This is a genomic window from Pseudoalteromonas sp. BSi20652, assembly GCF_000239855.1.
In the GTDB taxonomy this organism is placed as follows: Bacteria; Pseudomonadota; Gammaproteobacteria; order Enterobacterales; family Alteromonadaceae; genus Pseudoalteromonas.
The window spans coordinates 1-12,255 of sequence record NZ_BADT01000129.1 but is presented as its reverse complement, the minus strand read 5'-3'; the positions used below and the strand labels follow the sequence as shown (position 1 = coordinate 12,255).

Annotated in this window: 8 protein-coding genes and 1 pseudogene; 4 read left to right on the top strand and 5 right to left on the bottom strand. The window is 38.7% G+C overall.

Features of this window, described 5'->3' with window-relative positions; genetic code table 11:
* Nucleotides 1–5 precede the first annotated feature (5 nt).
* A complete protein-coding gene (locus P20652_RS07475; protein WP_008169579.1) occupies nt 6–1,298 on the bottom strand; it encodes an anti-phage deoxyguanosine triphosphatase in 1,293 nt (430 codons plus the stop codon).
* A gap of 248 nt (nt 1,299–1,546) precedes the next feature.
* On the opposite strand from P20652_RS07475, the pseudogene P20652_RS18370 reads away from it, so the two are divergent.
* Both P20652_RS18370 and P20652_RS07480 read left to right on the top strand, forming a co-directional pair.
* Nucleotides 1,547–2,353, top strand: a pseudogene (locus tag P20652_RS18370) (glucosaminidase domain-containing protein).
* Nucleotides 2,346–3,014 (top strand): DUF2987 domain-containing protein, encoded by a 669-nt coding sequence (locus P20652_RS07480; RefSeq protein ID WP_008169573.1) that lies wholly within the window; start codon nt 2,346–2,348, stop codon nt 3,012–3,014. Before P20652_RS18370 ends, P20652_RS07480 begins: the two are co-directional and overlap by 8 nt.
* Nucleotides 3,015–3,074: 60 nt before the next feature.
* On the opposite strand, the gene P20652_RS07485 is transcribed toward P20652_RS07480, so the two are convergent.
* The 3 genes from P20652_RS07485 to P20652_RS07495 all read right to left on the bottom strand — a co-directional run bounded on the left by P20652_RS07485 (nt 3,075) and on the right by P20652_RS07495 (nt 6,825).
* Nucleotides 3,075–4,079 (bottom strand): LacI family DNA-binding transcriptional regulator, encoded by a 1,005-nt coding sequence (locus P20652_RS07485; protein WP_008169572.1) that lies wholly within the window; start codon nt 4,077–4,079, stop codon nt 3,075–3,077.
* 62 nt (nt 4,080–4,141) lie between these two features.
* The gene (locus tag P20652_RS07490) at nt 4,142–5,467 is read right to left on the bottom strand and encodes a glycoside-pentoside-hexuronide (GPH):cation symporter (protein WP_008169569.1); all 1,326 of its coding nucleotides are present in this window, start codon (nt 5,465–5,467) and stop codon (nt 4,142–4,144) included.
* A 29-nt stretch (nt 5,468–5,496) separates the two neighbouring features.
* A complete protein-coding gene (locus tag P20652_RS07495; protein WP_008169567.1) occupies nt 5,497–6,825 on the bottom strand; it encodes a GH1 family beta-glucosidase in 1,329 nt (442 codons plus the stop codon).
* Nucleotides 6,826–7,083: 258 nt separating this feature from the next.
* Between P20652_RS07495 and P20652_RS07500 the strand changes: the two genes are divergently transcribed.
* A complete protein-coding gene (locus P20652_RS07500; protein WP_008169565.1) occupies nt 7,084–8,358 on the top strand; it encodes a sugar MFS transporter in 1,275 nt (424 codons plus the stop codon).
* Nucleotides 8,358–10,910, top strand: a complete 2,553-nt coding sequence (locus tag P20652_RS07505; RefSeq protein ID WP_008169564.1) for an exo 1,3/1,4-beta-D-glucan glucohydrolase — start codon at nt 8,358–8,360, stop codon at nt 10,908–10,910. The genes P20652_RS07500 and P20652_RS07505 overlap by 1 nt, the downstream gene beginning before the upstream one ends.
* Nucleotides 10,911–11,066: 156 nt before the next feature.
* Here the strand turns inward: P20652_RS07505 and P20652_RS21005 are convergent, their stop codons facing one another.
* Nucleotides 11,067–11,714 (bottom strand): GGDEF domain-containing protein, encoded by a 648-nt coding sequence (locus tag P20652_RS21005; protein ID WP_008169563.1) that lies wholly within the window; start codon nt 11,712–11,714, stop codon nt 11,067–11,069.
* Between the last annotated feature and the right edge of the window lie 541 nt (nt 11,715–12,255).

Sequence of the window (12,255 nt, the reverse complement as noted above, 5' to 3'; positions counted from 1 at the left end):
GTTAGCTATTGCATAGGTGAAAATAATCGTTGATATGTTTTATAGGCGTACTCGTCGGTCATTCCGCTCAAATAATCGCAGATTATACGCATGCCTTGGTTTTGCTTTTGCGCTTCTATGTATTGTGCTTGTGTTGTTTCGGGCAATAAACGTAGCGGATCGCTAGCAAACGCCGTAAATAACTCTATTAGTAAATTTTGACCTTTAAACTCTATTTGCTGCATTTCGGGGTCGCGTATTAAACGTTGAAACACAAAATGCTTAAGTATTTGCAATACACTGTCGTATTGGGCATCTAATTTAGCGGTGTACTTTAAAATAGGGCATTCAAAGTCATCGTTTTGAATATCCAAATGTATATGAATAATAAAGGTATTAACCAGCTCACCTATGGCATCTTTTCGCTCGTAGTCATTTTTTGAAAACAAACGCTGGGTGAGTGACTCAAGCATGGCGTTCAGCCAGTCAAAGTTGAGTGCTTTTAAATGAGGTAGAGCATGAGTTTGCCAATCGTCTAACGTAAGTACATGTGTTGCAATGGCATCTTCTAAGTCATGAACGGCGTATGCTATATCGTCCGCATGTTCCATTATGGCGCTGTCGAGCGATTTATATGTTGTTTTAGCGCGGTACTTATCAATAGCGCCATGGTTACCCAGCAACGTTTTATCGTTTTGACTCAGTGGTTCTACTATCCAATTAAATATGGCGGCATCGTCGTTGTATAACCCTTTGGCAGGTCGCCAATCATCTGCTTTTATAAACGCACGACCGGTTGTATCGTTGGGAATGGTATGCCAGAGCGTGTTAATAAACGCGGGGTATTTTATAAAACCTAATAAAGTGCGACGAGTTAGGTTCATACCATGACCATTACTGTAGGGCTCAAGTTTTGAAACTATGCGCAGTGTTTGTGCGTTACCTTCAAAACCACCGTGATCGCGCATCATGTAATTTAGCGCTATTTCACCACCATGGCCAAAAGGCGGATGGCCAATATCGTGCGCCAAACACAGTGTTTCTAGCAGTCCGGTTGATGGAAAGTGCGTAAAGTCGCTATGTTGCGCTTTTAAATGGCGCAATATGCCGGTACCAATTTGCGATACTTCTAAAGAGTGGGTAAGGCGAGTGCGGTAAAAGTCGTTTAGGCCAATACCCATAATTTGGGTTTTAGCTTGCAAACGCCTAAATGCAGCTGCATGAATAATACGCGAACGATCGACTTGCCACGGCGAGCGGTTATCGTTAGGACGATGTTTATATTGCTCTATTATTCGGCTTTGCCATTGTTTATCCATACTGCTTACTCACACATAGTTAATATTATTGAACTTTGCCCAGTATACCCATGGACTTATAAATTGCGAATGAACAAATGCACTGCATAGGCTCTGTTTCATCTAAAATCCAAATACACTGCTGAGAATCCAGCCATAAAATGTCATCAAACCTCAGTTATTCGCGTTTATAAAGTGGCTTAGGTATAATAGTGTTTCGTATGCTTGTGTATTAACCATGCATAGCTGTTGTTTCAAAGAGAGAATACATGTTAAAAACGATTTTTAAACTTTTACTGAGCGTATTTTTTATATGGGCACTTGCGTATCCGTTTATGCAAAGTAACGATGTTGATCAGGATGGACAAACGTCAGAACAACCAAAAAAAGTGAAGAAAAAAGAAAAACCATTACATAATGTAAAACTGCCAAATTTTTCAGAATTTAGTGATGTAAAAGAAAAAAACATGCATTTTTTAGCTTTATTCGTCCACACGTTGAAGCCGAAAATAAAAAAATAACTACAGCAACGCGCTAAGCTTGAAATAGCACGCATGATGCTACAAAACGAATTACCTTTAGAAAAGAAGCAAAGCAAAGATATTGCTAAAATTTTAGAGTCGTATGACTTGCCTGCAACGCTTGATACTTTAACGCTTAGTCTTGCACTACGCCGTGTTGATGTTATTCCAAAAGAATTAGCGCTTATGCAAGCTGCAAACGAATCTGCGTGGGGCACATCGCGTTTTGCACGTATTGGCCTAAACTTTTTTGGTCAGTGGTGTTATTCAAAAGGGTGTGGAATGGTGCCAAAACGCCGTAATACTGGGGCTGCGCACGAAGTAGCTGCGTTTAAATCAGTAAGAGCTGCTATAAATTCTTACTTTAAAAATATAAATACGCATCCGGCTTATAAAAATTTACGCGTAATACGTGAAAACTTACGCCTTGAAAAGAAACCAATTGCAGCTACTGCGCTTACCCATGGTTTAATGTCTTACTCTGAGCGCGGCGAAGCGTATATAGAAGAGCTAAATACAATGATAAAACAAAATAGAGCCTACTTTGATGAATAAATATATTTTTAATTGTACCAACGCCATTGCGTTAGTGCTGCTGGGCATGAGTGCATTTAATGTTAATGCGAGAGAATTTGTGATGTCGTATGACGGTTTTTACGACCGCTTAAAAATTGTTAACAAAGGCGATTTTCAATATGCGCGGGTTAACTTTTACATTAGTGATATTGGAACTAATGAATCGTGCGCAATAAAAAGTGGCACTATTTTAACCGAAAGAAATGAGTATCCGCTTAACTTTACCGATAAAGCACAATTACTATTGCCGTTCGATAAGCAACTTGATACTGATAAAGCTGTGATTGTAATAGAGCCACAAAACCCTGCGCACGATTGCCAATTAAAGTTACAAATAGAAGCAAATGAACTTGAAGATTTAGCGTTTTCAAAGCAGTCTTTATATACCATTAACGAAGAGTTAGATGAGCTATTAACTGATTTGTCGGGCTTTTTTGTAAGTAAATTAATGTGGTTTTTATTACCAGAGCAAAAGGGCGTAGCAGTTACATTTAAAAGCCCAAGGCAATTTGATGATAAGAGCATAACGTGTGAAAAGTTAGTGTGTTATTTTGCAGTTGAAGATAGCTGGGAAGATGATAGCGCAGTGCTTGGCGATATATCGAACGTTATTAAAGTAACGCCTTGGATTGTTAAGTAACTCACATACAAAAAGCGGCATTTAGCCGCTTTTTTTGTTTTTATTTTTAGCATGCGATCATTATACAGTTAGCGGTGCTGATGAATCACGCTGCATTAAAGTGGGTTCAAAAAAGCGATTTATAACGAGATTTTTATTTTGATAAACATCTTTAAGTACTAATTTAGCAGCCATTTCGCCCATTTTAGCGACAGGGTTATCTATTGTCGTGAGTGTAGGGTACAGATAGTTTGCAAAAATAACGTTGTCAAACCCAATAATCGATAGGTCGTTTGGTAAATTATAACCATGCTCTCGTGCATACTTCATAGCACCAGAGGCCATTTCGTCATTGGCGCATACCAGTGCAGTAAAGCTAAGTTTTTCATCAATAAAATGTTTTAAGCCTTTACTACCGCCAGTTTCGTTAAAGTCGCCAATATAATAAAGCGTAGGATCAAATTTAACACCAGCCTCAGTAAGCGCTTGTTTATGACCTTCAAGTCTATTAAATGCATCGGCTTTAAACTGTGGACCTGCAATATACGCTATTTGTGTATGGCCTTGATCTAATATTGATTTAGTGGCTAGGTAGCCACCTAATTGATTATCTAGGCTGATACAGTTGTCCTTTAGTTGCTCTACGTAACGGCTCATTAAATAAACGGGCGTAGAGCCTTGGCTTAGTTTTATTAGGTAGTCGTCTGAAACGGCTTCTACGTGCAAAATTATGGCATCGCAGCGTCTACTAATTAAAAACTCAATGCCTTCTTGTTCTTTGTCTTCTTCACTGTGTCCGGTAGTAATAATAACGTGTTTACCCGCAGCACGAAGTTCTGACTCAATACCTGCCATCATTTGAGCAAAGAACGGACCATGTAACTCAGACACTAAAATACCGACACTGTTAGTGCAGTTAGAGGCTAAAGATTGCGCTATAGAATTAGGCTTGTAACCAAGCTGCGCCATGGCATCAAGCACTTTTTGTTTAGTTTTATCGCTTACACGGGTATTTTTGTTCATCACGCGAGAAACGGTGGCTAACGATACGCCCGCAAGCTCTGAGACTTGATAAATTGTTGCCATATTATTTGTTCACTCGCTTATTCTTAATTACTTCGGCTAAATAATACCTCAGAGTATATATCTTAACTAGTTGTTGTTAGTTTAGATTGAATATTTTCAACAACTTGATTAGTCAGTGTATATTTTTTCATTATGTAGGCAACAAATAACGAGCCAAAAGCAGGTAGTACAGTGAATGACAGTAAAATACCGTGTTGGGTGTCAAGAGTTTGTAATGCATCGGCCTGATAGCTGTAAAAAGATAACAACCAGCCTGCAATTGCGCCGCCTACAGCCACACCCATTTTAATAAAAAATATGACGCCTGAATAAACTAAACCCGTAATACGTACACCAGTTTTTTCATGCCCGTAATCTATGGTGTCGGCCATTTTTGCCCACAACAATGGTGTGGCCATATCTAAAAAGAATTTCCATAAAATAAACGCAGTAAATGCGAGTACTAATTGATCTTTACTAATAAAGTAACTAAAACCACAAATAGCAGCGGCAATAACTTGTAAGCTTATATAGGCCTTTATCTTACAAAAGCGCTTTGCAAGTGGTTGAGCTAAAGCACAACCTACCATGCTAGCTGCAACACCTAGCGTCATAAATAAGGTGATTAAATCGTCACGACCCAAATAGTATTTTACGTAATAAACAGCAAGTGTAAGCCTTAATACTTGTCCGGTAAGTAAAAAGAATGCAGCTAAGCAAAGTGTTCGCCATTGATCGTTTTTAATTAATGCTTTAACACTTTGGGCAAAAGGAATGTTTTGCTCTTTAGGCTGTTGTATACGCTCTTTTGTGCCTAAAAAACAAAGTAAAAACAGTACAAAACCTAAAATGCTCATTGCAGTCATTGTGTATTGATAGCCCTTGGCTGCATCACCTTGGCCAAAATACTCAACCATTGGCATAGTACAACCCGCTACTATTACGCCGCCTAACATACCAAATACAAACCGGTAAGACTGAATAGTAACGCGCTCTTTTACATCAGCAGTAAGTACGCCGCCCAGTGCACAATAAGGAATATTAATCGCAGTGTAGACAACCATAAGTAGTGTGTAGGTAGTAAAGGCATAAATTATTTTATCGGTGCCTTCTAAATCGGGCGTAGTGAACGCTAAAATACTAATAATGGCAAAAGGGAGGGCAAGCCAAAGTAAGTAAGGGCGAAAGTGCCCCCAGCGCGTATGTGTTTTGTCAGCAAGGTTACCCATTAATGGGTCGGTTACGGCATCAAAAATACGCACTGCTAAAAACATAGTACCCACAACAGCAGGCGATAAACCTACTACGTCTGTGTAGTACAGCATTAAAAACATCATTACTGTTTGAAAAATAATATTACTGGCGGTGTCGCCTAAGCCATACGCTATTTTTTCTTTTACACTGACCATGATTGTTTTATCCCGCTTTGTGCCTATTATTATCGATTAGATATAAGTGCTTTGTAAGCAAGTCCACTTTTTTTGATGGTGCGCTGCTGTGTTTTATAATCTACATATACAATACCAAAACGTTTTAAATAACCTTCTGCCCACTCAAAGTTATCCATTAAGCTCCAAGCAAAGTAGCCTTGTATGGCAACACCTTGTTCAACGGCATTATGAACCGCATTTAAGTGATCATTATAGTAATTTAAACGATCTAAGTCGTTAACTTCACCATTATTATATGTATCGGGCATGGCTGCGCCATTTTCGGTTATATAAATAGGCGGTAAGGTGTATGTTTTATTAAGCGATACAAGCAAATCGGTGAACGATTGCGGGTAAACTTCCCATCCCATATCAGTCAACGGGCCCGTTGGTGCAATGGGTTCATAAATATCAGTAGGGTGCGCTTTATAAACTTGGCGGGTATAAAAGTTAATGCCTAAGTAATCAATTGGCTGAGAAATTAACTCCATATCACCAGAGTGTATATCGGGTAAATGCTCGCTTGGCAATTGATTAATTATATCGGGGTATTCACCGTCCATTATTGGTTTCATGTACCACTGATTTAAATAGTCATCAGCGTATTTGGCACTGTCTATGTCTTGTTGGGAGTTTGTAAGCGGGTAGGCTGGTGTAAAATTAAGCACAATGCCGTTTTGAGTATTAGGCGATGTCTTATTTAGCACGTTCATGGCCAGACCATGAGCAAGTAGTAAATGATGAGCTGCTTTTTTACCATATTGCTTACCTACTAGACCTGGGGCATGTATGCCAATTTCGTAACCTAAAAACGCGCTGCAAAAGGGTTCGTTTAATGTAGCGTAAGAATACACTCGTGTTCCAAATGCGTTAGTAATTAGTTCTACGTACTGCTCAAAAGCATAAGCTGTTTTTCTGTTGAGCCAGCCGCCTTCATCTTCAAGGTGTTGAGGTAAATCCCAATGATAAAGCGTAACAAAGGCTTTTATATTTTTTCGTTTTAGTTCATCCAGTATGTCGGTATAAAACTTAACCCCCATTGCATTTAGTTCACCAGAGGCTGTAATAACGCGTGGCCACGAGATAGAAAGTCTGTAAGCATCAACACCTAGAGAGGCTATTAAATCTATGTCTTGTTGCCAATTGTTGTAATGATCGCAGGCAATATGACCATGTGAATTGTCAGCAATTTTACCCTCAGTACTACAAAAGGTATCCCAAATACACGGTAAGCGATGCTCATACCCGCCCTCTATCTGAAATGATGCTGTAGCTACACCATAAACAAAGTCTTTTGTTAATAGAGGTGAATTAAATGGTAATGATATTTTTGTCATTGGTTACAAACCTTTTTGAGAACTTAATTGCACGCTTAGCGCTTGTTTTTACTGACTTTCAGCGGGTACAAAACATTATTAAAAATAAAAGTTGTTGAAATATGTAACATGTTCGTATTTAATTAGCCGTGAAAGCGCTTACATTTTTAGATTAATGTTAATTAATCTTCAGGTCAACTCTTTAATACTGCGCCTTAGCGGGGTTTGTATTAATTACTTACTGAAGATCAATTTATAATAATAAATTGCGGAGAGCACATGGCTAGTTCAGCACCATTGACATCACACACACAGCCGCAAAACCACCAAGATAAAAACTATGGTTTTGCACTTACATCTTTAACTTCACTATTTTTTATGTGGGGTTTTATTACCTGCTTAAATGATATTTTGATTCCGCATTTAAAAGCGGTTTTCGATTTAACGTATGTACAAGCAATGCTTGTGCAGTTTTGCTTTTTTGGCGCTTACTTTTTAATGTCACTCCCTAGTGGACACATTGTTAAAAAGCTTGGTTATAAAAAAGGGATTGTGGTTGGGCTTTTAATTGCGGCAGTAGGGTGTGTATTATTTTACCCAGCAGCGTCTTTACATAGTTATCCTGTATTTTTATTCGCTTTATTTGTGCTTGCCAGCGGCATAACGTTATTGCAAGTATCTGCAAATCCTTATGTAAGTTTGTTGGGTTCAGCAAAAACAGCGTCGTCTCGCTTAACACTTACTCAAGCTTTTAATGCGTTAGGTACTACGATTGCGCCATCATTTGGTGCTTTGTTAATTCTAGACTCAGCGTCAGAAGCCTTTTTAACACCGGCACAAAATGCAGAGTCAGTACAACTTCCTTACCTCCTTTTAGCTGCAATGCTTATTTTACTGGCCGGTATTTTTGCTTGGCTTAAATTACCAGACATTATGAGCGAGCAAAAAGCAGAAGCCGAAAAATCAGAGGCAATTGAAGGCAGTGCTTGGCAGTATCGCCATCTTGTATTAGGTGCTGTGGGTATATTTATGTATGTTGGCGCCGAAGTGGCAATTGGTAGCTTTTTAGTAAGCTTTTTAGCACAAGAAAATATAGCAGGGCTAAAAGAGAATGTTGCAGCCCATTACATCACTTATTATTTTGGTGGTGCTATGGTTGGGCGTTTTATTGGTGCGGCTGTAATGCAAAAATTACCCGCTGGTAAAGTACTTGGCTTTAACGCAACCATGGCTATTATCTTAGTTATTATTGCCATGAGCACGTCGGGTCAATTAGCAATGTGGTCAATATTATTGGTTGGTTTATTCAATTCTATTATGTTCCCAACTATTTTTAGTTTAGCGTTAAATGGACTTGGTAAGCATACCGCTCAAGGCTCTGGTATTTTGTGTTTAGCGATTGTTGGTGGTGCAATAGTGCCTCTTTTACAAGGTGCGCTTGCTGATAGTGTGGGTGTTCAACTTTCGTATGTTTTACCTATTTTATGTTACATATTTATCGTGTTCTATGGTTTAAGCGGTAGCAAACCAGTTCAAGCGCAGGAGGCTCAATAATGAAAACCCCTTTTACACTTAATAAAATAGCTTTAGCAACATTAATTGCATCATTAGGTACTTTATCGGCTTGTTCAAACGACGCAGTGACATCGATTGAAAGTAATGAAACGTTATCTAAAACAGCGCAAATTTGGCCAAAACTTAATATTGCCGTTAAAAAAGATGCCGACATTGAAGCTAAAATAGTTAACTATTTAAAAACTATGACACTTGAGCAAAAAGTTGCTCAAATGATTCAGCCAGAAATTCGTGATATTACCGTTGAAGACATGCGTAAATATGGCTTTGGCTCATATCTTAATGGCGGTGGTGCGTTCCCTAATGGCGACAAACATGCAACACCAATGGACTGGGTGGCCTTAGCAGAGAGCTTTTATCAAGCTTCTGTCGATGACTCACTTGATGGCAGTAATATCCCGACTATGTGGGGCACAGATGCTGTGCATGGCCATAATAATGTAATTGGTGCAACGTTATTCCCGCATAACATTGGTTTAGGTGCAGCGAATAATCCTGATTTAATCGAGCAAATAGCGTCTATTACCGCAGTAGAAGTAATGGCTACGGGTATTGATTGGGTATTTGCACCTACAGTTGCCGTAGTACGCGACGACCGCTGGGGCAGAACGTACGAAGGCTACTCTGAGGATCCAAAAATTGTACACGATTACTCAGCAGCCATAGTAAATGGCTTGCAAGGTAAAGCCGAAGGCGACTTTTTAAGTGATAAGCGTGTTATTAGTACGGTTAAGCACTTTATTGGCGATGGCGGCACCGTTGGTGGGGATGATCAGGGTAATAACATCGACAGTGAACAATCATTATTTGATATTCATGCACAAGGCTATGTGGGCGGTTTATCAGCAGGTAGCCAATCGGTTATGGCATCATTTAATAGCTGGAATGGCGTTAAAAATCATGGCAATAAATACTTACTTACTGATGTATTAAAAACACGTATGGGTTTTGATGGTTTTGTAGTGGGTGATTGGAATGGTCATGGGCAAATTGAAGGCTGTACTAACGAAAGTTGTGCACAAGCTGTTAATGCAGGCCTTGATATATTCATGGTGCCAACAGGTGCCTGGAAGCCGCTTTATAACAATACAATTGCGCAAGTTAAGTCAGGCGAAATTAGTATGTCGCGTATTGATGACGCAGTGAGCAGAATATTACGCGTAAAACTCCGTGCTGGTTTATTTGATAAACCAAGTCCAGCTAAGCGTCTTTACTCAGGAAAAACAGAGCTGATTGGTGCACAAGAGCACCGCGAAGTAGCGCGTCAGGCTGTGCGCGAATCGCTTGTATTACTTAAAAACAAAAACAACTTATTGCCTATCGCAGCTAATCAACGCGTACTTGTTGCAGGTGATGGTGCTGATAATATAGGTAAACAGTCGGGTGGTTGGAGTATTACATGGCAGGGGACTAATAATAAAAATGCTGATTTCCCTGGTGCTACTTCGATATATAAAGGGCTTGAAGAACAAATATCTGCAGCAGGTGGAAGTGTTACTTTAAGCGCCGATGGCACGTTTGAGCAACGTCCAGATGTTGCCATTGTTGTATTTGGTGAAGAACCTTACGCAGAAGGGCATGGCGATAAAGATAACCTTGAGTTTGAACGCGGAAATAAAAAGTCATTAGCACTTTTAAGCTCGCTAAAAGAGCAAGGCATTCCTGTTGTATCTGTGTTTATATCAGGTCGACCTATGTGGGTTAACAGCGAACTTAACGCATCTGATGCGTTTGTAGCTGCATGGTTGCCAGGTACTGAAGGTGCAGGTATTGCTGATGTTTTATTAAAAGCGGCAGACGGGACTATTCAAAATAACTTTAAAGGTAAGCTATCGTTTTCTTGGCCTAAGTCGGCGGTACAAACTGCGGTTAATAAAGGCGATGAAAATTACGATCCGTTACTCCCTTATGGTTTTGGTTTAACGTACGGCGATAAAAACGTGTTAGCTGATAACCTTGATGAAGACTCTAAACTTGATAACTCTGGGCTTACTAGTATGGATATACTTGTTGGTGCACCTGTAGCACCATGGCGCTTATTGTTAAAATCGGGAAATGAGCTTTTAGATGTATCGAGTAGTACCCATGAATTTGGTGCAATTAAATACCGTACTGAGGACAAAACAGTACAAGAAGACGCTCGCCAATTTAACTTTAGCGGTGCAGAAAAAGCCAGTGCTGAAATAGTAACAAGCTTTGCAGAAGATACCATTGCCTACGTTGAAGCAAATAGTGTGATTAGCTTTGATATTAAATTAAACGAAGCACTAACGAGCGATATAGCACTTGCTATGGATTGCTCGGGCGAATGTGGTGCAAGCATTGATTTAGCAAATATTGTAGACAAAACCGTTGAAAATAAATGGCAGTCAGTATCAATTGATTTAGATTGTTTTGCTGATAAGGGTGTTAACTTTGCAAGCCTAACAAGCCCATTTAGCTTACGAAGTAATGGTAAAGCATCAATTTCTGTGGCTAACATTAAGTTTGTGCCAAACAAGGCAGACGAGGCTACACTGTCTTGTAAGTAATTCATGAACTCTATTGTGTGTGTACCAAAGCCCTTCAAATGAAGGGTCTTTTTATGGATAGATATTAGCTAAATAAAATATGGTCGTTAAAATACAGTGGTTTTTTTGGGTATTATAAACTGCTAAAAAGCAGTTAGCTTTCTTCATCAAAGGCTACTACTTTATCTCGGCCTGTTTTTTTGCTAGGTAAAGGCGTTTGTCGGCATAAGCGAGTAACTCCTTTATGGTTTTACTTCCATTTAATGCATTACTTACTCCAGCGCTTACCGATAAGCTAATATGCTGACCTTGATAATAAAAAGGGCTAGTACTTATTTTTATTCTCAATTGTTCTGCATTATTTTTTGCTTCGCTTAGGCTTGAATTTGGTAGTAAAATAGCAAATTCTTCACCGCCAATTCTGGCGCTAATACCCACATTTATAAATTGTTTTTTAATATGTTGAGATATCCACTTAATTGCCTGATCGCCTGCGTCGTGACCAAATTGGTCGTTTACATGCTTAAAAAAATCAATGTCGAGCAAAATAATAGACACATTTTTGTTCAAATTTTCCGGGTTGCTTAGTGCTTCTTTACTTGTTGTAAAAAAACCACGGCGGTTGAGTAATTTGCTTAACATGTCGGTGTTAGCAAGGCCTGAAAGTATATATTCAGTATGTGAGGCTAGAAGATAAGGTAAGATTAAGGCGCTGCAAGTGGCTAAAATCAAATGACTACTTAAAATAAATTGCAATAGTTCAAGGTAGTTTGGAGAATTAACGTTAACAATAGACACTGCTAATAATCCAGCTTGTATGAGCATAATTAAGCTGTGAATTGAAAAACATACAATGAGCGCTTTTTTTGTAAGGTTGCTATGAAATTAATACTTTTAATAATATGAGCAGAGTATAGGTATAAGAGCGAGATAATAAAGCTCGTTAACATTTGCCCAGCTGGATATTTATATATGGGAAATAAAGTAAGTGCTGCGAATCCAAGAAAATAGTATATAGACACTAAATTTAATGGCTTACTGTGTTTATATTTATGTAAACCGATAATAACTAAAGTTGGGCTTAGTATTATAAGAATATTGGCCAGATACCGCGTAATAAAGGGAGCATCTATTATTAGTTTTAAACCTACAACTAGTTCAGCGGCTACAAAAGTAATACAAGCTATGCCAAACAATAAAAATGAGGTTTGTTTTTTAGCTTTGTAAACTGATAAAAAAAACAGACCTATTAGTAAGTTTAGAATAAAAGAGAGTGATAATACGGTAGGCAAATGTAGCATTCAATATTCTCTTTTATTAAAGTAAATGATTATAAACTCTCCAATTATTGTGTATTAATGCTGAA

Coding starts and splice junctions, on each gene's coding strand:
- P20652_RS07475 (WP_008169579.1), bottom strand. CDS start 1,298: ATGGATAAACAATGGCAAAGCCGAATAATAGAGCAATATAAACATCGT.
- P20652_RS07480 (WP_008169573.1), top strand. CDS start 2,346: ATGAATAAATATATTTTTAATTGTACCAACGCCATTGCGTTAGTGCTG.
- P20652_RS07485 (WP_008169572.1), bottom strand. CDS start 4,079: ATGGCAACAATTTATCAAGTCTCAGAGCTTGCGGGCGTATCGTTAGCC.
- P20652_RS07490 (WP_008169569.1), bottom strand. CDS start 5,467: ATGGTCAGTGTAAAAGAAAAAATAGCGTATGGCTTAGGCGACACCGCC.
- P20652_RS07495 (WP_008169567.1), bottom strand. CDS start 6,825: ATGACAAAAATATCATTACCATTTAATTCACCTCTATTAACAAAAGAC.
- P20652_RS07500 (WP_008169565.1), top strand. CDS start 7,084: ATGGCTAGTTCAGCACCATTGACATCACACACACAGCCGCAAAACCAC.
- P20652_RS07505 (WP_008169564.1), top strand. CDS start 8,358: ATGAAAACCCCTTTTACACTTAATAAAATAGCTTTAGCAACATTAATT.
- P20652_RS21005 (WP_008169563.1), bottom strand. CDS start 11,714: ATGCTCATACAAGCTGGATTATTAGCAGTGTCTATTGTTAACGTTAAT.